19 protein-coding genes are annotated in these 22,572 nt (G+C 70.4%); 11 read left to right on the top strand and 8 right to left on the bottom strand.

Features of this window, described 5'->3' with window-relative positions:
• Window positions 1-66: 66 nt before the first annotated feature.
• The 4 genes from ACFY36_RS29475 to ACFY36_RS29490 all read left to right on the top strand — a co-directional run bounded on the left by ACFY36_RS29475 (window position 67) and on the right by ACFY36_RS29490 (window position 4,746).
• Window positions 67-411 (top strand): histone-like nucleoid-structuring protein Lsr2, encoded by a 345-nt coding sequence (locus ACFY36_RS29475; protein WP_097322213.1) that lies wholly within the window; start codon window positions 67-69, stop codon window positions 409-411.
• Between the two features lie 60 nt (window positions 412-471).
• A complete protein-coding gene (locus ACFY36_RS29480) occupies window positions 472-1,209 on the top strand; it encodes an SDR family NAD(P)-dependent oxidoreductase (RefSeq protein WP_499749150.1) in 738 nt (245 codons plus the stop codon).
• A 24-nt stretch (window positions 1,210-1,233) separates the two neighbouring features.
• Window positions 1,234-2,799: a glycosyltransferase family 39 protein gene (locus ACFY36_RS29485; protein WP_499749151.1), complete on the top strand. Its 1,566-nt coding sequence runs from the start codon at window positions 1,234-1,236 to the stop codon at window positions 2,797-2,799.
• Window positions 2,800-3,636: 837 nt separating this feature from the next.
• Window positions 3,637-4,746, top strand: coding sequence for a hypothetical protein (locus tag ACFY36_RS29490; RefSeq protein ID WP_499749152.1), 1,110 nt, complete (start codon window positions 3,637-3,639; stop codon window positions 4,744-4,746).
• On the opposite strand, the gene ACFY36_RS29495 is transcribed toward ACFY36_RS29490, so the two are convergent.
• The 4 genes from ACFY36_RS29495 to ACFY36_RS29510 form a co-directional block, all read right to left on the bottom strand.
• Window positions 4,712-5,374 (bottom strand): TetR/AcrR family transcriptional regulator, encoded by a 663-nt coding sequence (locus ACFY36_RS29495; RefSeq protein WP_499749153.1) that lies wholly within the window; start codon window positions 5,372-5,374, stop codon window positions 4,712-4,714. The two genes, ACFY36_RS29490 and ACFY36_RS29495, sit on opposite strands and share 35 nt — an antisense overlap.
• Window positions 5,371-6,198, bottom strand: coding sequence for an oxidoreductase (locus ACFY36_RS29500; protein WP_499749154.1), 828 nt, complete (start codon window positions 6,196-6,198; stop codon window positions 5,371-5,373). The genes ACFY36_RS29495 and ACFY36_RS29500 overlap by 4 nt, the downstream gene beginning before the upstream one ends.
• Before the next feature lie 85 nt (window positions 6,199-6,283).
• Window positions 6,284-7,855, bottom strand: coding sequence for an AMP-binding protein (locus tag ACFY36_RS29505; RefSeq protein ID WP_499749155.1), 1,572 nt, complete (start codon window positions 7,853-7,855; stop codon window positions 6,284-6,286).
• Window positions 7,856-7,944: 89 nt separating this feature from the next.
• On the bottom strand, window positions 7,945-8,232 hold the full coding sequence (locus ACFY36_RS29510) for a hypothetical protein (RefSeq protein WP_499749156.1): 288 nt from the start codon (window positions 8,230-8,232) through the stop codon (window positions 7,945-7,947).
• 158 nt (window positions 8,233-8,390) lie between these two features.
• On the opposite strand from ACFY36_RS29510, the gene ACFY36_RS29515 reads away from it, so the two are divergent.
• Both ACFY36_RS29515 and ACFY36_RS29520 read left to right on the top strand, forming a co-directional pair.
• Window positions 8,391-9,401 carry a zinc-dependent alcohol dehydrogenase gene (locus ACFY36_RS29515; RefSeq protein WP_499749326.1) on the top strand — a complete coding sequence of 337 codons (1,011 nt, stop codon included), beginning with the start codon at window positions 8,391-8,393 and terminating at the stop codon, window positions 9,399-9,401.
• Window positions 9,402-9,440: 39 nt separating this feature from the next.
• On the top strand, window positions 9,441-11,063 hold the full coding sequence (locus ACFY36_RS29520) for a GMC oxidoreductase (RefSeq protein WP_499749157.1): 1,623 nt from the start codon (window positions 9,441-9,443) through the stop codon (window positions 11,061-11,063).
• Here ACFY36_RS29520 and ACFY36_RS29525 read toward each other — a convergent pair.
• The 3 genes from ACFY36_RS29525 to ACFY36_RS29535 are packed head-to-tail and all read right to left on the bottom strand — an operon-like array spanning window position 11,019 to window position 13,687.
• Window positions 11,019-11,327: an SMI1/KNR4 family protein gene (locus tag ACFY36_RS29525; RefSeq protein ID WP_499749158.1), complete on the bottom strand. Its 309-nt coding sequence runs from the start codon at window positions 11,325-11,327 to the stop codon at window positions 11,019-11,021. The two genes, ACFY36_RS29520 and ACFY36_RS29525, sit on opposite strands and share 45 nt — an antisense overlap.
• A 19-nt stretch (window positions 11,328-11,346) precedes the next feature.
• On the bottom strand, window positions 11,347-13,017 hold the full coding sequence (locus ACFY36_RS29530; protein WP_499749159.1) for an AMP-binding protein: 1,671 nt from the start codon (window positions 13,015-13,017) through the stop codon (window positions 11,347-11,349).
• Between the two features lie 25 nt (window positions 13,018-13,042).
• Window positions 13,043-13,687 carry a dioxygenase family protein gene (locus ACFY36_RS29535; RefSeq protein WP_499749160.1) on the bottom strand — a complete coding sequence of 215 codons (645 nt, stop codon included), beginning with the start codon at window positions 13,685-13,687 and terminating at the stop codon, window positions 13,043-13,045.
• A 71-nt stretch (window positions 13,688-13,758) separates the two neighbouring features.
• Between ACFY36_RS29535 and ACFY36_RS29540 the strand changes: the two genes are divergently transcribed.
• The 5 genes from ACFY36_RS29540 to ACFY36_RS29560 all read left to right on the top strand — a co-directional run bounded on the left by ACFY36_RS29540 (window position 13,759) and on the right by ACFY36_RS29560 (window position 21,680).
• The gene (locus ACFY36_RS29540) at window positions 13,759-16,059 is read left to right on the top strand and encodes a TRAP transporter permease (protein WP_499749161.1); all 2,301 of its coding nucleotides are present in this window, start codon (window positions 13,759-13,761) and stop codon (window positions 16,057-16,059) included.
• Between the two features lie 196 nt (window positions 16,060-16,255).
• Entirely contained in the window at window positions 16,256-17,251 is a 996-nt protein-coding gene (locus ACFY36_RS29545) for a TAXI family TRAP transporter solute-binding subunit (RefSeq protein ID WP_499749162.1), read from the top strand.
• Window positions 17,252-17,319: 68 nt separating this feature from the next.
• Window positions 17,320-18,096 (top strand): DUF6745 domain-containing protein, encoded by a 777-nt coding sequence (locus tag ACFY36_RS29550; RefSeq protein ID WP_499749163.1) that lies wholly within the window; start codon window positions 17,320-17,322, stop codon window positions 18,094-18,096.
• A gap of 55 nt (window positions 18,097-18,151) precedes the next feature.
• Window positions 18,152-19,693, top strand: coding sequence for a dolichyl-phosphate-mannose--protein mannosyltransferase (locus ACFY36_RS29555; protein ID WP_499749164.1), 1,542 nt, complete (start codon window positions 18,152-18,154; stop codon window positions 19,691-19,693).
• A 43-nt stretch (window positions 19,694-19,736) separates the two neighbouring features.
• A complete protein-coding gene (locus ACFY36_RS29560; protein ID WP_499749165.1) occupies window positions 19,737-21,680 on the top strand; it encodes a methyl-accepting chemotaxis protein in 1,944 nt (647 codons plus the stop codon).
• Here the strand turns inward: ACFY36_RS29560 and ACFY36_RS29565 are convergent.
• Window positions 21,677-22,549, bottom strand: coding sequence for an NADP-dependent oxidoreductase (locus tag ACFY36_RS29565; protein WP_499749166.1), 873 nt, complete (start codon window positions 22,547-22,549; stop codon window positions 21,677-21,679). The two genes, ACFY36_RS29560 and ACFY36_RS29565, sit on opposite strands and share 4 nt — an antisense overlap.
• Window positions 22,550-22,572: the final 23 nt, after the last annotated feature.

The following is a 22,572-nucleotide window of genomic DNA, read 5'->3' on the forward strand; positions in this document are numbered from 1 at the left end:
TCACGGCGTCGCCGACGTGCGCATAGTCGTGACTCAAATGACATCGCTGTAGGAGCGGGGCACACCATGGCCAAGCAGGTAATAACCCTTCTGACCGACGACATCGACGGCGGAGAGGCCGACCGTACGGTCGAGTTCGGACTGGACGGTGTGAACTACACGATCGACCTCTCCGAGAAGAACGCCGGCAAGCTGCGTAAGGCGCTCGACCCGTTCCTGAACGCGGCGACCCGGGTCGGCCGCAGTTCGGTCGCGTCACCGGTCCGCCGGGGCGCCCAGGCCAGCACGGGCCGCGCCAGCCGCGACCAGAACCAGGCCATTCGCGAGTGGGCGAACAAGAACGGCTACGAGGTCTCCGAGCGTGGCCGCATCCCGAGCCACATCGTCGAGGCGTACCACAGCAAGCGCTGAACCATCGACGGCGCCGCCGGGAAACCGGCGGCGCCGTTCTTTGACCAGGGGAGGAAGCGAATGCCGGTCGTCATCGTCACGGGAGCGTCGAGCGGCATCGGCCGCGCCACCGCCCAGCGCCTCGCCGGCAACGGCGTCACCGTCGTGCTGGCCGCCCGCCGCGCCGACAAACTTCAGGCCCTGGCCGACGAGACCGGCGGCGTCGCCGTGCCGACCGACGTCCGCGACCCGGCCGCGATCACCGCCCTGGTCGAGCGGGCCCGCGAGATCACCGGCCGGGTCGACGGCCTGGTCAACAACGCCGGCATCGGCGGCGCCGCGTCCGTCCTGTCGGACGACGACGTGGTGGTCGGCATGGTCGAGGTCAACCTGATCGCCCCGATCCGCCTGATGCGCGCGGTCGTCCCGCTCATGCGCGAGCAGCGCTCCGGCGCCATCGTCAACATCGGCTCGGTGGCGGGCGAGGTCGGCATCAGCGGCGCCTATTCGGCCACCAAGTTCGCTCTCAGAGGCATGACCGATTCCGTACGCCGAGAGCTCGCCGGCACGGGCATCGGAGTCACCCTCGTGGAGCCGGGCTACATCGCCGGCCCGGCCAACAAGAACCGTCCCGGCCTGCCCGGTCCGGAAATCGTCGCCGCCGCCATCGAGAGCGCCCTCAAGCGTCCCCGTCGCCGCGTGATCGTCCCCGGCCGGTACCGCGCGGCGGTGGCGGCCGCGAACCTCTTCCCCTTCGTGGCCGACCGCGTCTACGCCGGCAAGGCGGCCGGTAAGAAGGAGCTCAAGGGCCGGCTCTGACCGGCGACCGGCTAAGTTTGCCCGGTGCTGCAGCGACGATGGCTCTATCCGCTCGTGGTGGTGCTGTTGTTGGGGCAGATGGCCTTCGCCATGGTGACGACGGCGGTGCAGCAGTCGCCGACCATCGACGAGCCGGTCTATGTGGGCACGGCCGCGGTCTACGCGCAGCAGCACAGCCTGCGCTACAACCCGGAGCATCCGCCGCTGGCCAAGCTGCTCATGGCGGCCGGCATGGCCTTCGAGGACGCGCGGCTCGATGAGGGCTATCAAGGGAATCAGTCGCTGTTGGGGCGGCATTTGCTGTACGAATCGGGGAACAACCCGTTCCGGCTGATGCTCGCGGCGCGGCTGCCCATCATCCTGCTCACCCTTTTGTTCGGGCTGGTCGTGCTCTTCTTCGCGCGGGATCTGGCCGGGCCCTGGGCGGGGCTGGTGGCCCTGGGCCTCTACAGCTTCTCGCCCGACCTGATCGCGCACGGTGCGCTGGCCACGCTCGACGTGCCGGCGGCGGGGCTGGTGCTGACCACGTTCTGGCTGCTGTGGCGGGCGCGGGAGAAGCCCAAGCTCTATCTGCCGCTGGCCGGGGTCGCGCTGGGGGCGGCGCTGGCGACCCGGGCCAGCACGCTTCCCGCGGTGCCGATCGCCCTGCTTCTGGCCCTGCTGCCCTTCCGTACGTCATGGAAGGTGGTGGGAAGGGCAATCGGGGTCGGCGTCATCGCGGTGGCCACGGTGTGGGTGGTCTATCTGGCCGTGGATCCGCGGCTCCGCTTCACCACGCCGCCCGGCATCACGAACCCGGGCGGGCTGCGCGGGCTGGCGGCCGACCTGCTGCCGTTCCCGAAGGCCTACCGGGACGGGGTGCTGATCCAGTTCAAGTTCGAGCGGCAGACGTTCAACGGGTTCCTGTTCGGTGAGGCGTACAAGGGATCGCGCTGGTACTACCTGCCGGCCGCACTGCTGATCAAGACGCCGCTGGGCATGATCGCGCTCTGGATCGCCGGCACGGTCACGCTGCTGGTCAAGAAGTGGATCGCCGGGCTCTACACGCTGCTGCCGGCCGGGGTGCTGATGCTGGTGGCGATGACGGGCGCGCGCGACTACGGCAGCCGGTACGTCATCTTCATGCCGATGTTCCTGGCCGTGGTGGCCGGGACGGTGATGCTGATCAAGTGGAGGTGGACCTGGGTTCCGGCCGCGGTGCTGATCGCCTTCGTGGCGGTGAGCTCGCTGCGGACGTTCCCGTACTACCTGCCGTACTCGAACGAGGCCTTCGGCGGCACGGCGAACACCCACAAGAACCTGCACGACTCGAACGTGGACTGGGGACAGGACCTGCCGAGGCTGGCCGCGACGCTGCGGGAGAAGTACCCGGGCGAGAAGGTGTGGCTGGTCTACAAGGGGAGCGGGGTGCCGCGCTATTACGGCATCGACGCGCCGAACCCGCTCGGAGTGCCGCTCGATGAGGTGCACGGCATCGTGGTGGTGTCCGACTCGCGGGTCGCGCTGGCCCGGAACCAGCTGAAACGCCTGATCGACTCGGCCACGGTGATCGATCAGGTCGGCTATTCGATGACGATCTACCGGCGCTGAGTTCCGGGCTGGGAGCGTTCCCAGTAGAGTCTGCCCGCATCGTGGCCGACTCATGAGGGTTGATGGATGAGCGTGACTGGGCACCGCCGGGCCGAGTGGCCGAGGCGACTGGTTCTCCTGGCGATCGTGGCCGGCCTGATCGTGGTGGCCGGCGTGCCACTGGGTTTCGGCGCCCGCGCCCTGGGCTGGTGGGGCGGCCCCGCCTCCGATGACGGCTCCTCCGCGCCTTCCGCGGCCTCTGCCTCCTCCGGACCTTCCGCGGCCTCCGTGGCCTCCGCCTCCTCCTCCGCGGCGTCCGCCTCCTCCGCCTCCTCTGCGGCCTCCCCGACGGCTTCCCTCTGCGACAAATCGGAAATATCCGGAAGCGCAGCTTCGGCGGGCGGAGCCTCGGCGGGGAGTGCGGGTGCGCCAGGCGCGAGTGGCGTGAGCGGCGCGAATGGCGCGGGTGCGCTTGGCGTGAGCGGTGCGAATGGCGCGGGTGCGTCTGGCGTGAGCGGTGCGAATGGCGCGGGTGCGCTTGGCGTGAGCGGCGCGAATGGCGCGGGTGCGCTCGGCGTGAGCGGTGCGAATGGCGCGGGTGCGTCTGGCGTGAGCGGTGCGAATGGCACGAGTGCGCTCGGCGTGAGCGCCACAAATGGCACGGGAACGCCTGGCGCAAGCGCCGCAAACGGCGCGGGCGCGCTCGGCACGGGTGGCGTGAACGGCGCGGGTGGCGCGAGCGGTGCCTGTGGCGCGAGTTCGGCTCCCGCGTCGGTGTCTGCCTCGGGCTCCGGGACGGTGGCGGTCGGGGGCTGTAAGCGGGTTCAGGGCGCTGCCCCCACCACGAAGATCACGAATGTGAGCCTCGGTGGTGGCAAGGTCGTGGGCTACGGCGGGGAAGGCGACACCGACAAGCTGCCGCTGGCCATCGCCGCCACCCCGGGCGGCGGGTCCTGGCTGGCCTGGCTCGGCACCGACGGCAAGGTTCACCTCGGGCGGCTCGGCTGCGACGACAAACTCGCCGGCGGGGCCACCAGCTTCACCGGCATCGACCTTCAGGACGTGCAGGCCGACGCGGCCGGTGGCGTCCTGCTGCTCACCCGCAAGGGTTCCTGCAACACCGGGCCGCTCTGCGGTGGCGAGTCGAGCCCCTGCAACACCATGTGGATGGTCCGGTTCGACAACGACGGGCGGCAGGTCTGGGAGCGGCAGGTCACCAACCTCGCCGGCGGCCGGGGTGGCTACGACGACGGCGCCCGGTTCGTCTGGTGGTACCAGCACCACGGCCGGCTCGCCTCGGACGGCGCCAACTATGCCGCGTACTTCGGGGTCGCCATCACCGTCAGGAACGGCGACTGCGTCGATGTCCACGAGGGCGACCGGATGCAGGTCGTCAGCAAGAGTGGTGCCCTGTTGAGCGGCCACGGCAGCTTCGAGGTGGGCTGCTCGCACGCGTGGACGTCGCGCATCGTCTGGGATCCGCGGGTGAAGAAGTACGTGATGGTCTGCGCCACCGACAACGACTGCCGGATCGCCCAGCCCAACCCCTATCGCACCGTCGCCAAGGGCACCTGCGACGGCACGCTCTTCGGCGGTGACCTCGTCCTCGCCGCGTCGAAGGGCTATTGGACCGCCTGGAGCCAGGGCGGCACCGTGAAGCTGTCGCACTTCGCCGGCAGTTCGGCCGCCGGCAAGACCGTCGCCACCGGGGCCACGTCGCAGCATCCGCACCTCGTGACGTACGGGGAAGGAAAGATGTTGCTCTCCTGGCAGTCCGGCTCGTCGATGAAAGCGCGGGTCTTCGACTCGGGCACCGGCTCGGCGATCGGCGCCGCTTTCACCATCGGGGTCAAGGACCACAACTACCAGGCCTTCAAGTCGTACGCCGATGGCAGCGCCGCCTATCCGGCGGCGGGCGCCTCCCCGGGCACCGTCACGATCGCCCGGGTGCTGCCGAGCCGAGCGTGAGCAGGCCGGTGACCGCCACCACCAGGGCGCGGCCGAGCCGCTCGGCGAAGTCGACCCGCGAACCCGCCAGCCGGGGGTCCCGCACAGCCTCGGCGACCCCCGGCGACGGGTTGGCGAACGGCCACAATCCCGCGATCAGCAGGACCGTGTACGACGTCAGCTCGCGGGCCGACTCCTCGGTCAGCGCCGGGATCCGCTCGCGCAGCCGGCCGGCCAGCGCCTGAAGGAGCTCACCGTTGACGAGCTTGAAGTCGCGGACCGCCCCGGCCGTGATGTTCCGTTCGAGCTCGGTGCCGAGCGCGCTCCACAGGTCGCACATCCGCGGCTGCCCGGCCAGCGACCGGGCCAGCGCCTCCATCACCTCGGCGGGCGGGCCGGCGGGCAGGTCGAGCCCGTCGAGCCACTCGCCGATGGTCCGGTTGAGCAGCGCGAAGAAGACCGCCTCGCGCGTCTCGAAGTAGCGGACCACGTTCGTCTTGGACAGGCCGACCCGGCGGGCGAGTTCGCGCAGGCTGATCTCGCTCACCGGCATTTCGGCCAGCAGCTCCCCGGCGACGCCGAGGATGGCCTGCCGGCGGGCCTCACGCTGCTCGGGGCTGCGGGCCCTCTGGAACTGCCGGTCGGTCATGCGAAGCTGACCGACTCGCTCACGGCCCGCCACTCGGCGTCCGAGGCGGCGAGCGATGCGGCGTGGGCCTGAGCGACGGCCACGGCGTCGGCGCCGAGCAGCAGGTGGAGCGGCGGAGCCGGGTGGTTGGCCACGTCGATCAGGACCTGGGCGATGCGGGCCGGGTCGCCCGGCTGGTTGCCGTTGAACTCGCTGAAGCGGGCCACGGCCGGCTCGATGACCGGCTTGTAGGCGTCGCTCACGGCCAGCGTGCCCATCGAGTCGCCGGCCCAGTCGGTGCGCATGCCGCCCGGCTCGGCCACGGTGATCCGGATGCCGAACGGCGCTACCTCCTTGGCCAGCACCTCGGAGAAGCCGCCGACGGCCCACTTGGCCGACTGATATCCGCCGAGGCCGATGCTGCCGACGCGGCCGCCGACCGAGGAGATCTGGATGATGTGGCCCTCGCCCTGCTCCCGCATGACCGGCAGGGCGGCCCGGGTGACGTTGACGACGCCGAAGAAGTTCGCCTCGATCTGGGCCCGGAAGGCGTCCTCGGGCATGTCCTCGATCGACGCCACGTCGGCGTATCCGGCGTTGTTGACCAGCACGTCGAGCCGGCCGAAGGCGCCGGCCGCCTCGGCCACGGCGGCCCGGGCGGCGGCCGGGTCGGTGACGTCGAGCGCGACGGCGCGTACCCGGTCGCCGTACGTCTTCGTGAGGTCTTCCAGCTGCTCCGGGCGGCGCGCGGTGGCGATGACCCGGTCGCCGTGCTCCAGGACCGAAGCGGCCAGCTGGCGGCCCAGGCCGCGGGACGTGCCGGTGATAAGCCAGACCTTGCTCATGACGGCTCCTTAAGAGGCCAGTGGAATCTTGCTACGTCCACCGTAACGGGCCACTGGCCTCTTGTATGCCGTCTCGTGGCGCGCGTCACGACAGGCCGAGAATGCCCACCGCCTTCTCCCGCATCTCGACCTTGCGGACCTTGCCGGTGACGGTCATCGGGAAGCCGTCGACCACGTGCACGTAGCGCGGGACCTTGTAGTGGCTGAGCTTTCCGGCGCAGAACGCCTTGACGTCGTCCGCGGTCAGCGGGGCCGCTCCGGGGCGCATGACCACCCAGGCCATCAGCTCCTCGCCGTACTTGGGGTCGGGCACGCCGATCACCTGGACGTCGGCGATGTCCGGATGCGCGTAGAGGAACTCCTCGACCTCGCGCGGATAGACGTTCTCGCCGCCGCGGATCACCAGATCCTTGATGCGGCCGACGATGTTCAGATAACCGTCGGCGTCCATGGTGGCCAGGTCGCCGGTGTGCATCCAGCGGGCGGCGTCGATCGCCTCGGCCGTGGCCTCCGGCTGGTTCCAATAGCCGAGCATCACCGAATAGCCCCGGGTGCACAGCTCGCCCGGCTCGCCGCGGGCGACGGCCAGGCCGGTGCTGGGGTCGACGACCTTCGACTCCAGATGCGGCATGACCCGGCCCACGGTCCCGGTGCGGCGGGCCAGGTTGTCGTCGGGGCGGGTCATGGTCGAGACCGGCGACGTCTCGGTCATCCCGTAGCAGATCGCCACCTCGGCCATGTTCATCTCGGCCACGACCCGCTTCATCACCTCGACCGGGCAGGGCGAGCCGGCCATGATGCCCGTCCGCAGGGAGCTCAAGTCGTACTCGCCGAAATCGGGCAGTCCCAGCTCCGCGATGAACATGGTCGGGACGCCGTACAGCGAAGTGATCTTCTCCTGGGAGACGGCCCGCAAGGTGGCGGCCGGATCGAAACCCGGTGCGGGCAGCACGATGCAGGCGCCGTGCGAGGTGGCGGCGAGATTGCCCATGACCATGCCGAAGCAGTGGTAGAGCGGCACGGGCAGGCAGACCCGGTCGTGCTCGGTGTAGTTGATCAGCTCGCCGACGAAGTAGCCGTTGTTGAGGATGTTGTGGTGCGAGAGGGTCGCGCCCTTGGGGAATCCGGTCGTTCCGGACGTGTACTGAATGTTGATCGGATCGTCGAAGCTCAAGTCGGCGGTGACCGCCGGACCATCCTCGTAAATTCCGGATAAGTCGGAAATGTAGATGACGTCGCGGAACCCGATCTCCTCGATCATGGCCTGGTAGTTGCTCGTCTTGAACTCGCGCGCGCTGATCAACAGCCCCATGCCCGACTGTTCGACGACATAGCGCAATTCGTGCGTACGGTAAGCGGGGTTGACATTGACCAGAATCGCCCCGATCTTGGCCGTCGCGTACTGCGTGATCACCCACTCGCCGCAGTTGGGAGCCCAGACGCCGACCCGGTCGCCCTTGCCGATCCCGCGTCTCAGCAGGCCACGCGCCAGCCGGTCCGCATCGTCGTTCAGTTCCGCGTACGTCCAGCGGCGCCCGGCCGCCACGTCCACCAGCGCCTCCCGCTCGCCGAAGCGGGACGCCGTCCGTTCGAGGTTCTCGCCGATCGTCTCGCCGAGCAGGGCCAGATCCGAGGTTCCCGATGCATACGACAGCATTTCCGCAGCATGGACCGCCCGCGCCGGGAGCGCCAGCCGTCCGGCGGAACCGCCGGCCCGGGAAGGCAAGCCGGGCCGGCGGTGAAACGTCAGTGCTTCTTGATCCACGCCTTCTGGTGGTTGTTGGTCTTGCTGCTGCACTTGGCGTAGTCGCCGCGCAGCAGGGTGGCCGTGATGACGTCCACGTTGACCTGGCAGACCTGGGCCGCCTGAAGAACCGAGACGTTCTGCAGCAGGTAGGTCTCGTTGCCCGAGGCCACGTCGGTCACCGTGACATCGACGTTGCCGATGTTGATGGTGGCCTGAGCCGGGGCGGCGATCGCCAGTCCGGCCGCGACGGCGGCGGTGGCGAGCGCGAAGGCAGATCGGATCCGCATGTGATTCCTTTTCTCGTGGCGGGCGTCGTTGCCCGCACGTCGCGCAATATGTCCAGAAAAAGGAGTTTTGTAGAAGTAGAAACGCCGCGTGTCCTCAAAGGTCAGACCGCATCTGACCTCTCCCGGGTCGATGCAGGCCGCATTAAGGTCTCAGCGTGATGATGCAACGGGTGATCGTTTCGGGCGACGGGGTCGCGGTGGTCTCGGCGGAAGTGCCCACGCCGGGGCCGGGTGAGGTCCAGGTGCGCACGGCGGTCGCCGGGATCTGCGGATCGGACACGCACGCGCTGCACGGGCTGCACCCGTTCATCGAGCTGCCCTACGCGCCCGGCCATGAGGTCTCCGGCACGATCTCCGCGATCGGCGAGGGCGTCACCGCGTTCCGGGCCGGGCAGCGGGTCACGGTCGAGCCGTTCCTGCCCTGCTGGGAGTGCAAGCAGTGCCGCGCCGGACGGCAGAACATCTGCGAGCGGCTGCGGTTCTTCGGCTGCGCCCACGATCAGGGCGGCATGGCCGACTACTTCACCATCGACCAGCGGCGGCTGCACCTCGTCCCGGACGAGCTCGACTGGCCCGCGGCGGCGTTCATCGAGCCGCTCAGCACGCCGGTGCACGCGATCGGGCTCGCCGGCGGCGTCGCCGGCAAGACCGTGGCCGTGCTGGGGGCCGGGCCGATCGGCCTTCTCACGCTTCTGACGGCCCGGGTGTACGGGGCTACGCGAGTCGTGATGACCGCGCGTTCCGCCGCCAACCGCGAGCGGGCGCTGTCGTTCGGCGCCTCGGCGGCCGTCGACGCGACCGCGCCGGACGCCGTCGGCCAGGTCCGGGAGGCGCTCGGGGAGAGCGCCGACGTGGTCTTCGACTGCGTGGCCACGCAGAGCTCCATCGACCAGGCGCTCGGCCTGGCCGCCAAGGGCGGCACGGTCGTCGTGGTCGGGGTGCCGCCGGCCGATGTGTCGATCCCGCTGCCGCTGATCCAGGACAGTCAGCTGCGCCTGCAGGGCAGCGCCACCTATCTGCCGGACGACTTCGCCGAGGCGATCCGGCTGCTGGTCACGGGCGAGGTCGACGTCTCCCGGCTGGTCGGCGCCACCTATCCCCTGGCGGAGGCGGCATCGGCCTTCGACGATGCCGCGTCCGGCCGTTATCTCAAGGTTTTACTGACCTGAGGTCTGGTGGTTACCGGCGGGTAATGCAAAAGTGGGGCCGTGGCTGATTACGACGTCGTGATCGTGGGCAGCGGCTTCGGCGGCAGCGTGAGCGCGCTGCGCCTGGCCGAGAAGGGCTACAAGGTCGGCGTGCTCGAGGCAGGCCGGCGTTTCACCGCGCGGACGCTCCCGAAGAGCTCGTGGGACCTGCGGAACTTCCTGTGGGCGCCCAAGCTCGGTCTGCGCGGCATCCAGCGGATCACCCTTCTCAAGGACATCGTGGTGCTGTCGGCGGCCGGGGTCGGCGGCGGCTCTCTGGTGTACGCCAACACCCTGTACCGCCCGCCGGCCACGTTCTTCGACGATCCCCGCTGGTCGGGCATCACCGACTGGGCGGCCGAGCTGGCGCCGTACTACGACCAGGCGTCACGGATGCTGGGCGTCACCGAGCAACCCACCATGACCCCGTCCGACGTGGTCATCCGCGACGTGGCGGAGGAGATGGGCGTCGGGCACACCTTCCGGCGTACACCGGTCGGGGTCTTCTTCGGCGAAGCCGGCAAGACTGTCGCCGACCCGTTCTTCGGCGGGGCGGGCCCGTCGCGCACCGGCTGCACGCAATGCGGCAACTGCATGATCGGCTGCAAGGTGGGCGCCAAGAACCGCCTCGACGTCAACTATCTCTACCTGGCCGAGCAGGCCGGCGTGACGGTGCACCCGCTGACCACGGTGACCGAGCTGCGTCCCGGTCCGACGTGGACGATCACGACCACGCGGGGGACCTTCACGGCCCGCGACGTGATCCTGTCGGCCGGTGCGCTGGGCACGCAATCGTTGCTGCACGCCATGCGCGACAAGGGGATCCTGCCCGGCATCTCGCCGCAGTTGGGCGCGCTGACCCGCACCAATTCCGAGGCGCTGCTGGGCGCGCAGGCGGCCAAAGTACCGGACGAGCCGTACTCGTCCGGCGTCGCGATCACGTCGTCGTTCCACCCCGACGCGACCACCCACATCGAGCCGGTCCGCTACGGCCCCGGCAGCAACGCGATGGGCCTGCTCTCCACGCTGCTGGTCGACGGCGGCGGCCGGGTGCCGCGGCCGCTGCGCTTCCTGGCCGAGGCGGTGCGCCATCCGTACGTGCTGGCGCGCTCCCTGTCGGTGCGCCGCTGGAGCGAGCGCACCATCATCGCCCTGGTCATGCAGACGGCCGACAATTCCCTGACCGTACGCCGGACGCGGCGCGGCCGCCTGACCACGGCCCCCGGCCACGGCGCCCCGAACCCGGCGTGGATCCCGGTCGGCCACGAGGCGGTACGCCGCATCGCCACCCGCATAGGCGGCTTCCCCGGCGGCACGGTCGGCGACATCTTCAACATCCCGATGACGGCCCACATCCTCGGCGGCGCCACCATCGGCGCCAACCCGTCCTCGGGCGTGGTCGACGCCTACCACCGCGTCTACGGCTACCCGGGCCTGCACGTGATCGACGGCTCGGCCGTGCCGGCCAACCTGGGCGTGAACCCGTCCCTGACCATCACGGCCATGGCCGAACGGGCAATAGCGTTGTGGCCCAACAAGGGCGAAACCGACGTACGCCCCACCGAGGGCTACACCCGCCTGTCACCGATCCCGCCCCACTCACCCGCCGTCCCGGCCCACGCCCCGGCCGCCCTGAGGTTCTGACCCGCGCCGAGCCTGCTCAATGGAAGTGCCGCTCGCCGGCCAGGACCGCGTCGAGCCACCGCCGGCGCCTCCCCACCGGCCGGGACCACCGTTGCCGACGGTCGTGATGAACGCCCGGTAGTCGTCCGGCAGTCGCACGCCGTGGTCGTGCTCGAACGCCGTGACGTCGCTCTCGGGCAGCGGCGGTCCCAGCCGGAATCCGTGGGCGCCGGCGCCGAAGTGTTCACCGGGCGTCGCGGCGGCGGCGTCCAGCTTCGCCCGCACCCGTCGCAACCGGCCCGGCTCAGCCACTGAATTCGCCCGGGGGAACGCTGTCCGGGGCCGGGCGCTTCTCGTGCTCGGCGGCTCGCAGCTCCACTCGGCGGATCTTGCCGGAGATGGTCTTGGGGAGGTCGGTGAACTCCAGGCGGCGGATGCGGGCGTACGGCGGCATGTGCTCACGGGCGTACGAGAAAATCGCCTCTGCCGTTGTGGCGTCGGGCGTCCAGCCCTCGGCCAGCACGATGTAGGCCTTGGGGACGGCCAGCCGGACCGGGTCGGGGGACGGCACCACGGCCGCCTCCACCACGGCCTCGTGCTCGATGAGCACGCTCTCCAGCTCGAACGGGGAGATGCGGTAGTCCGAGGCCTTGAAGACGTCGTCGGTGCGGCCCACGTACGTGATGTAGCCGTCCTCGTCCCGGGAGGCCACGTCGCCCGTGTGGTAGTAGCCGCCGGCCATGCGATCGGCGGTCAGCTCCTCGTCGCCGTGGTAGCCCACCATCAGGCCGGCCGGGCGCGGGTCGAGGGCCACGCAGATCTCGCCCTCGGCGGCCGGGGTGCCGGTGTTCGGGTCGATCAGCTCGATGCGGTAGCCCGGGACCGGGCGGCCCATCGAGCCCGGCTTCACCGGCTGGCCGGGGGTGTTGGCGATCTGCACGGTCGTCTCGGTCTGGCCGAAGCCGTCGCGGATCGTCACGCCCCACGCCTTGTTCACCTGGTCGATGACCTCGGGGTTGAGCGGCTCGCCGGCGCCCACCACCAGGCGCGGCGGCGTGGACAGGGCGGTCAGGTCCGACTGGATCAGCATGCGCCAGACCGTCGGCGGGGCGCAGAAGCTCGTCACGCCGCAGCGCTGCATCTCGGCCATCAGGCGGCCGGCGTCGAAGCGCGTGTAGTTGTAGATGAAGACGCAGGCCTGCGCGTTCCACGGGGCGAAGACGTTGCTCCACGCGTGTTTCGCCCAGCCCGGCGACGAGATGTTCAGGTGTACGTCTCCCGGCTGGAGGCCGATCCAGTACATGGTCGAGAGGTGCCCGACCGGATAGGAGGCGTGGGTGTGCTCGACCAGCTTCGGGTTCGCCGTCGTGCCCGACGTGAAGTAGAGCAGCAGCGTGTCGTCGGCTCGGGTCACGCCGTCCGGTTCGAAGGGCGTCTCGACGGCGTAGGCCGAACGGAAGTCGAGCCAGCCGTCGACGGCCGGGCCGACCGCGATGCGCGTGACATCCGGGTCGACCGCGGCGAACTTCTCGGCGGCGGCCGAGCCGGCGATCACGTGCCGGGCCCCGCCGCGGGCCACCCGGCCGGCGGCGTCGGCCGGGCCGAGCAGCGGCGTGGCCGGGATCAGCACGGCGCCCAGCTTCATCACGGCCAGGATGGTGTCCCACAGTTCGGCCTGGTTGCCCAGCATCAGCAGGACACGGTCCCCACGGCGTACACCCTGAAGCCGCAACCACGACGCGACCTGATCCGATCGGCGCGACATCTCGGCGAAGGAGAACCGCTGCTCGGAGCCGTCCTCCTCGACGATCCACAGGGCCGGCGCGTCGTTGCCGGCCGCGATCACGTCGAACCAGTCGAGCGCCCAGTTGAACTCGCCCAGCTCGGGCCAGCGGAAACCGGCCACCGCGCCGTCGTAGTCGGTCGCGTGCGCGAGCAGGAAATCGCGGGCCTGACGAAACGAAGCTGCTGTCATGCCGCTGAGTTTTCCCCGGATGGGCTCAGATGTTAATGGTGCGGGTGGCCGTGAAGCCGCGTTCAAGATCACCCGTGACGCAGGCCATCGCCAGCGCGTGCGGGTCCGCGCCGGCCGGGTCGGCCCCGGTCAGGCGGTCGCGGCTGCCCTCGTACCCCTTGCTGGTGTAGACCTGCTCGCAGACGTCGCCCGGCAGGGAGATCTGGCCGCGCGGGCCCGGCTGCGCCTCGAAGTGCAGATGTGGCCACTGGTCGCGATAGGCGCCGGGGAAGACGCTGGTGAAGGTCACCCAGCCCGCGTCGTCGGTGGTCTGCATGCCGCGCAGATAGTTCTGCCCGGCCATGCCCGGCGAGTAGAGGGAGTACGCGCCGTCCCGGTCGCCGTGCCAGAGATAGATCGCGTGCCCGGCCAGCGGCCGGCCCGAGGTGGCGCTGACCAGCCGCAGGCGGATCGTCAGGGGTACGCCCTTGGCGACGCCGGTGGCGGTGCCGAAGCCCCAGCGGATGTCGCTGCGCACGATGCCGGAACGGCTCAGGGCATCGCCCCCGTCGGCGGCCAGCGTCGCCACCGTAACCCCGTTGACCAGGCCCAACATCCGGCGCCGGCGCAGCGTCGGAAAGTCGATCGCGAGGCCGCCGTCGTGCTGCCGGAACTCCATCTGCACGGTCATGCGTCCATTGGGCCGGGCCACGGTTGCGAACCGGGTTTCCCGGCGGGTGCGAGTCGGTTACTGTCCGTTCCATGGGCGATGATCGATCTTTGGCCCCGCCGGTCGTCTACGACGACGAGGAGCTGCCCGCCCGCCGTCTGACCGGGCGCGTCGGCCTCGCCGTCTCGATCGTGGCGTTCGCCGTCGCCGTGCTCGTCCTCTGGCAGGTGTTCCGGCCGCTCGCCCGGGGCAGCCAGTACTACCTGATCATCTTCCTGGCCGGGACGCTGCCGCTGGTCTTCCTGGCGTACAAGTCGCGATCCTCGCTCAAAGATCGTCCGACCGTGCCGGACTGGATCCTGGCCGTCGCCGCCCTGGTCGTCTGCCTCTATCCGCTGAACCCGTTCAACGGCGGCTACGACGCGTTCCTCGACCGTCAGGGCCTGCTCGACCCGATCGACGTGGTCTTCGGCGCGATCATGCTGGTGCTGGTCGTCGAGGCCTGCCGGAGGACCACCGGCTGGGCGCTGCCCGTCGTCTGCCTCGCTTTCCTGGGGTACGCCTATTACGGCGGCCTCCTCCCGCAGAGCTGGCCGATCGCGCACGCCGGCCTCGACTTCGCGCAGATCGTGGACGCGCTCTACAACTCGGGCAGTGGCTTCTACGGCACCCCGCTCGACGTGGCCGCCACGTACATCGTGCTGTTCACCATCTACGGCGCCGTCCTCGACCTGAGCGGCGCCAGCCGCTTCTTCGTCGACCTGTCGGTGGCCGCGTTCCGCCGCTCGCGCAGCGCGGCCGGCCGCACCGCGGTGGCCGCCGGCTTCCTGCTCGGCACGGTCTCGGGCTCGGGCACGGCAACGGCGGTCAGCGTCGGCGCGGTCACCTGGCCGATGCTGCGCCGGGCCGGTTACCCGGCCGAACAGGCGGGCGGCATGCTGGCCGCGGCCGGCGTGGGCGCGATCCTGTCCCCGCCCACGCTGGGCGCGGCCGCGTTCATCGTCGCCGAATACCTCGACGTGTCATATCTGACGGTCCTGGGCTGGGCGATGATCCCGACGGTCCTCTACTACCTGGGCATCCTCCTGGCGGTCGAGATCGACGTACGCCGGTTCGGCGTCCGGTCGCTGTCGGCCCCGCCGACGAGCGTCCTGCGCCTGCTGGGCCGCTTCGGTTACCACTTCTCGTCGCTGGTCGTGATCGTGGTGCTGCTGGCGCTGGGGGAGAGCGCGACCCGGGCCGTGGTGTACGCGACGCTGCTGGCCTTCCTGCTCTCGTTCCTCGACCGGACGGCGTGGCTGACCCCGCGCCGCGTCTTCGAGGCGTTGAGCACAGGCGTCCGCGGCGTCCTGCCGGTGGTGGCGGTCTGCGCGGCCGCGGGCATCATCACGGCGACGACAACGAAGACGGGCTTGGGCGCGCAACTGGCGTCGTTGCTGGTCCGGGGTGCTCAGGCCCTCTTCACGGACCCGACGGCGGTGCTGGCCATGACGGTGGTCCTGGCCGCCGTGGCCCTGGCGTTGCTGGGCCTGGCCGTGCCGGTCACCGCGAGCTTCATCATCGGCTGGGTCATCATCGGCCCGGCCCTGCTGGCCCTGGGCGTGCCGGCCCCCGCGGCGGCGATGTTCGTCTTCTACTACTCGGTCCTCTCGGAGGTGACGCCCCCGACGGCCTTGGCCGCGGTGGGAGCAAGCGCCATCACAGGAGGCCGAACGATCCCGACGATGTGGCAGGCGCTGAAGTACGCCTTGCCGGCTTTCCTGGCGCCGATAGCGTTCGTGCTGACCCCGGCCGGCTCGTACCTGCTGGCCCGAGGCTCGTTCCTGGAGGTCACCTGGGCCACCGCGGTGGCCATGCTGGCGATAGCGGCCTTGGCGATAGCAAGCGGCGGCTGGGTCCTGGGCGTAGGCCGAGCCGGCACGGCCCCACGGGTCGTGGCCGCCTTGGCCGGCTTGATCCTGCTCTATTTGTCACCGCTCGCGATCGCCATAGGCGTAGCCCTTTTCCTCGTCGCCATCGCCTGGACTTTCATCGACCGCCGCCGCTCCGATCCCTCAGCGCCGCCGCCCGGCCCGTCTCCCTCGCCTTCCACCGCGCCCTCTCCCTTGTCTTCCGCCGGGCGGTCTTCCTCGCCTTCCGCCGCACCGTCGTCCTCGCCTTCCGCCGGGGCGTCCTCTTCGGGCCCTGCCGGCTCGTCTGCCTCGCCCGGAGCGCCGCCCGCCTCAGCTCCCGCAGCACCGACCGCCTCGACTTCCTCGACTCCCGCGGCACCGGCCGGCGCGACTTCCTCGACTCCCGCGGCACCGGCCGGCGCGACCTCTGGTGAGACCTCCGCCCGGCCCTCCGCTCCAATCTCTTCTCCGCCCTCCTCCTCTCCTGATGAACGGGGTTGATATGAAGCGAAATATCGGATTTGCTCGGCAAGGTACTTGGTTGGATGGGCTGGCAGCAGCCCGTGCGGCCGAGCCCGCAGCAGTTCGTGCGGTGCCGGCTGTGGGCGGTCGTGCGGTGCCGGCTGTGGGCGGTCGTGCGGTGCCGGCTGTGGGCGGTCGTGCGGTGCGAATTGCGGGTGGGCGTTCCGGTCGGCGGGTGGGGCTGCCTGTCCTGCTTGCCTCGGTGCTTCTCGTGGGGGCGGCCGGCTGCGGCGGCCGCCAGGATGCGGCCTCGACCGACTCCGGCGGTGATGTCACGTGCAATGTGGACAATGAGACCCGGGTCGGTATCGCCACCGGGAACGCCACCGGCGTCTACTTCGCGCTGGGCAACGCCTACGCCGAGCAGATCAACGCCGGTGGCGGGAAGCTCAAAGCCACCGCCTCCGAGACCGGCGCCTCGGTGCAGAACATTCAGCAGGTGGTGGCCGGGCAATATGCCGTTGCCTTCTCGCTGGCCGACACCGCCGCTGACGCCGTCAACGGGACCGGGAGCTTCGACAGCAAGCAGCCTGTTGCCGCTCTCGCGCGGATTCACACCAACTACACGCAGGTGATCGTTCGCAAGGGGGCCGGCATCAAGGACGTCGCCGGCATGAAGGGCAAGCGCGTCTCCACCGGGTCGCCCAAGTCCGGCACCGAGGTCATCGCCAACCGCATGCTCACCGCGGCCGGGCTTGATCCGGCCAAGGATGTCAGCGCCCAGAAACTCGACCTCACCAAGACCGTCGACGGCATGAAGGACGGCTCCATCGACGCCCTCTTCTGGTCGGGTGGGCTGCCCACCCCGGGCATCACCGATCTGCTCACCACCTCGGCCGGGCAGGTCGAGTTCCTCGATGTCACGACCTTGCTGCCGGAGCTTCAGAAGATCAATCCGGTGTACGAGGCCGGCGCCATCCCGGCTGCCACCTACAAGCTCGCCGCCGATACGCCCACCGTCGTCGTGCCCAATGTTCTTCTCGTGCGCGAGGACCTCGACCCGAACGTCGCCTGTTCCCTGACCAAGACGCTCTTCGAGCGGCAGCCCCAGCTCGTCCAGGCGAACGCGGCCGCCAAGGAGATCACCCTCGAGCAGGCCCGCAAGACCGACCCGGTTCCGTTGCAGCGCGGGGCCGTCAAGGGGCTCGACGATCTGAACGCTCCCAAATAACCGGCTTGCCGTAAGAGGCGGGGGAGGGTCATCATGGTCGCCATGATGATCTTCTCCCGGAAGGGCGCGTGCGCCCTCGCGCTGTGATCGCGCTCGCGCGGCGGGACGCCGCGCTTCGTACCAACCTCTGGCAGCAGGCGGTGGAGATCCGCCGCGAGTGGCTCGACATCGGGTTCTCCACCGAGCCGGCCGACCGCCAGGTCACCGAAGAGGCCATCGCCTCGATCTATCGCCGCCGCCCCCAGTTCGTCTGGGTCGATTCGCCGTGGGCGGCGAAACCGTACCTGCACGGCCTGCCCACCCATGACGACCTGCGATCGTGGGTCGCCTCCCGGCGCCCGCCGGGGCGGCCGCCGATCGCCAGCGACATCGCGGCGGGGCTTTCCTTTCTCAGGTCCACGGTGGACGAGACGTACACCGAACCGCCCTCGGACCGACCCGCTCCCAAGCGCAAGAAAGGCGAGTCCTGGCCCGTCCTGCCGCCGGAGCGGGCCCTCGAGATGGGTCTTCCCTTTCGGGAGATCCTGGCCCAGGGTGTACGCGATTCGCTGTTCCGGACATTCTCCTCGTTCTATCTGTCTGTGCGGGCGGCGCTCGGACCGGCCCCGGTGGGCTGGTACGGGCAGCAGGACGCGTGGTGGATCGCCCACGTCGACGTGCTGCGCCGGCTCGGGCTGGCCACGCCCCGTGCGAGCCGTGAGCTGGCCGCGTGGGAGACGCTGGCGCGATCGACGGGCTGGTGGTGGCCCGGTGAGGACCGTTGTGTGCTTGTCGAGCGGCCCGCCGTCGTACAAACGAAGCGGGTCGAGTACCGCGATGGATGGTCCATGACCCCGGCCGTCTGACATTTCGTCCGTTGCCGGGCATCGATTTGCCGGTGCCCGGCCCTACGATCGCGGGGTGACGACAACGCTGGCTCCGGAGCCGACGGCTCTCCGTGCCGTGCCCGCCATCATCCGGCGCCGGCTGGCGACCCTCGACAACTGGCTCGACCCGCATTCGTGGGCGGTCACCGGGGTCATCGTGGTGATCGCGGCGATCCTGCGCCTGAACGGCATCACCAGCGCCAAGGGCTATGTCTTCGACGAGGTGTATTACCCGACCGACGCCTGGGACATGCTCCAGCACGGCGTCGAGTGGGACGAGAAGACCAACGGCCCGGCGTACGTCGTGCATCCTCCCCTCGGCAAGTGGCTGATCTCGATCGGCGAGTCGATCTTCGGCAACACCGAGCTCGGATGGCGCTTCATGCCCGCCGTGGCCGGCATCCTGATGATCCTCGTGCTCATCCGGGTCGCCTACCGGTTGTTCCACTCGGTCGTGCTGGCCGGGGCGGCCGGGCTGCTGATGACGCTCGACGGCTACCAGCTCGTGCTGTCGCGCATCTCGCTGCTCGACATCTTCCTCGGCCTGTTCATCCTGATGACGTTCGCCGCGATCGTGCTCGACCGCGACCACTACCGGCGGGCCCTGCTGCGGGCGCTGGAGAAGGGGTTCGACCCGGAGAACACGCCGGGCGTGCCCCGGATCGTGCCGTGGTGGCTGCTGGTCTCGGGGCTCATGCTGGGGCTGGCCGGCGGCGTGAAGTGGAGCGCGCTGTTCTTCGCCCCGTTCTTCGCGGCGCTGGTGATCGTCTGGCGGGTGCAGGCCCGCCGCTCGGCCGGCGTGCGCGGGCCGTTCCTGGCCGGGGCCATCGGCGACCTGGGCTGGCTGATCCTCGCGCTCGGCGCGGCGTTCATGGTCTACCTGGCCACGTGGACCGGGTGGTTCGTCACCGACACCGGCTACTTCCGGCACTACCGGGCCGACAACGGCGTGAGCGAGCCGCCGGTCATCGGCGCGCTGATGAACCTGTGGCATTACCACTCCGAGGCGTACAAGTTCCACAGTGGCCTGACCTCGAAGCATCCGTACCAGTCGTGGCCGTGGCAGTGGCTGCTGCTGGGGCGGCCGGTGAACTTCTACTGGCCCAGCGCGACCGGCTGCGGTGCGCCCAACTGCGTACGGCAGATCCTGCTCCTCGGCACCCCGGTCCTGTGGTGGTCGTTCCTGCCGGCGCTGGCCGCCCTGACCTGGTTCGGCGTCGCGCGCCGCGACTGGCGGGCCTGGGCGATCGGCACCGGCGTGGTGGCCGGCCTGCTCCCGTGGTTCTACTACGCGATCAAGGACGGGCGCACGATGTTCTCGTTCTACGCGCTGCCCGCCCTGCCGTTCCTGATCCTCGCGGTCGTCTACGTGCTCGGCGCGATCATGACGCCGCGGGAGGGCGTCGCGACCGGGGCGGGGCGGTCGGACCGGCAGTTGATCGGGACGATCGCGGCGGCGGCGTACGTGGTCCTGGTCGCCCTCTGCTTCGCGTACTTCTATCCGATCTTCGTGGGCTCGTCGATCCCGTACGACAGCTGGTCCCAGCGAATGTGGTTGGGCGGCCGCTGGATCTGAAAAATCCCCTCATAGGGGGCATCCGGCATGGGAGCCTCCAGAAGTGTCCCTCACGATCAAGATGAGAATCATCGTCTCGATGGTGCTGATGCTGGTGGTCTCCATGGTGGCGGTCGTCTGGTACATCACCCACCGCAACGCCGACGACGCGCGGACCACCGGCTTCGCGTACGCCGACGAGGTCGCCCAGCGCAACGCCACCGAGGTCCGGCAGGTGGTGCTGGGCGGGCTCGACACGGCCCGGGACCTGGGCCAGGTGCTCGCGGTGACGTCGAGCCGCGCCACGGCCAACGCCCAGCTGCGCTCGGTGCTGGCCGGCCACGACGACTTCCTGGGCGTCTGGACGGGCTGGGAGCCGGGCGCGTTCGACGGGCGGGACAGCCGGCATCGCAACGCCGCCGCCGGTGACGACGCGACCGGGCGGTTCGTGCCGTACTGGTACCGCGACAACGGCAAGATCGCCCTGGCTCCGCTGGTCGACTACGACAAGAGCGGTCCGGGCGACTACTACCAGATCCCCAAGACCACCGGCGCCGAGAAGGTGATCGAGCCGTACCTGTACGAGGTGGGCGGCGTCGACACTCTGATCACTTCCGTCTCGGTGCCGATCGAACGCAACGGCACTGTCGTCGGCGTCGCCGGCATCGACATGTCGCTGGCCAGCCTTCAGACGCTGGTCGGCGCGATCAAACCGTTCGGCACGGGCAGCGCCATGCTGGTCAGCACCGCCGGCGCGGTGGTCGGCGGGGGCGACGCGGACGCGGCCGGCAAGGCGGCCCCGGCCGACGTCGCCGCGCTGGCGGCCAAGGCCGTGCAGGCCGGGGACACCACGCAGGAGGTCACCGACAGCGGCGACGAGACGCTGTGGACTGCGGCCCCGGTGACGCTGGGCGACAGCGACACCTGGACGCTGGTGGTGTCGGTGCCGACCGCCACGATCCTGGCCACCGCGGACAAGACCCGCGAGATCAGCCTCATCCTGACCCTGATCGCCGTGCTCGTGGCCGGCGCGGCGGCGTTCTATCTGGCCCGCACGATCGTCCGGCCCATCGAGCGGCTCCGTGACCGGATGGCCGAGATCGCCGACGGCGACGGCGACCTGACCCAGCGGGTGACGATCACCCGCGACGACGAGGCCGGCCAGCTCGCGGGCGCCTTCAACCGCTTCGTGGAGAAGGTGGCGGTGACGATCCGCGGCATCGCCGACTCCACGGGCCGGCTGACCGGCGCCGCCCAGGAGCTCAACCAGGTCAGCGCCCAGCTCCAGTCGGGCGCGGCCGACGCCTCGGGCCGGGCCACGACCGCCCGGTCGGCCAGCGAGCAGGTCAACTCGGGTGTCCACTCGATCGCCGCCGGGGCCGAGCAGATGACGGCCTCGATCGCCGAGATCTCGACCAACGCGACCCGGGCCGCGCAGGTCGCCAACCAGGCCATGTCGGTCGCCGAACGCACGAACGGCCAGGTGGCGGAGCTCGGCTCGGCCAGCGCCGAGGTCAGCGAGGTGGTCCGGCTGATCACGTCGATCGCCGAGCAGACCAACCTGCTGGCCCTGAACGCGACGATCGAGGCGGCCCGCGCGGGCGAGATGGGCAAGGGCTTCGCGGTGGTGGCGGGCGAGGTGAAGGAGCTGGCCCAGCAGACGGCACAGGCCACCGAGCAGATCACGGCCCGGATCGGCGCCATCCAGACGTCGAGCACGGCCGCGGCGGCCGCGATCGGCGAGATCGCCGAGGTCATCAACCAGATCGGCGAATACACGACGACGATCGCCTCGGCCGTGGAGGAGCAGACCGCGACGACGGCCGAGATGAGCCGCACGGTGACCGAGGCCGCCGCCAACAGCGGCGACGTGGCCCACACCATCACCGGCGTGGCCGACGTGGCGTCGTCGACCGCGGGCGTGGCGGCGACGACCCAGCAGGCGGCGGCCAACCTCTCGCAGCTGGCGGACGACCTGACGGCGCTGGTGCGGGTCTTCCGCTACTAGACGGTGATCACCACCTTGCCGCGGCCGTGCCCGGAGCCGACGTCGCGGTGGGCGCCGGCCGCGCGGGCCAGGGGATAGGCGGCCCGGACGTGGACGCGGAGCAGCCCGTCGGCGTACATCCCGGCCAGCTCGGCCAACCGCTCCCGTGAGCGCAGCGGCGGGGTCACCTTGACGCCTTCGCGGCCGTGATCGACCAGGGTGAGGACGTTGGGGGTGAGGCGGAGCGACAGGTCGAGCGCCTCGCCGCCGGCCCCGTCGAGAACGGCGTCGACGCCGTGCGGGGCGACGTCGTGGACGCGGGACGAGAGCCCCTCGCCGTAGGCGATCGGGACGGCGCCCAGCTCGCGCAGATAGTCGTGGTTGGCCGGGGCGGCGGTGCCGATGACGGTGGCGCCCCAGGCGAGGCCGAGCTGGACGGCGACCGTGCCGACGGCGCCGGCCGCGCCGTGGATCAGCAGGGTGTCGCCCTTGTTCACGCCCAGCTCGAGCAGGGCGATGTGCGCGGTCTGGGCGCCGGCGCTGAAGCCGCCGGCGACCTCCCACGGCATCGCCGAGGGCTTGGCGGTCACGTGGTGGGCCGGCACGACGATGTATTCGGCGTAGGCGCCCAGCATCCCGAAGCCGATCACCTCCTGCCCTTCGGCGTCTCCTTGATCGACGACGCCGGCGAACTCGTTGCCCGGTATCCGCGGGAACCCCGGCGGTGCTCCGGCTGGGTTCCATCCCTCGCGGACGGCACAGTCGTACGGCTGGACGCCGGCCGCCCGGATCCGCACGCGCACCTCGCCGGCCCCGGCCTCCGGGGTCGGCACCTCCATCTCCCTCAGCACCTCGGGTGGTCCCGGTTCATCGAACGCGGCTGCTCTCATGGCACACACCCTCCTACTTGAAC

This window comes from Actinoplanes sp. NPDC000266 (genome assembly GCF_042899005.1).
Lineage (GTDB): Bacteria > Actinomycetota > Actinomycetes > Mycobacteriales > Micromonosporaceae > Actinoplanes.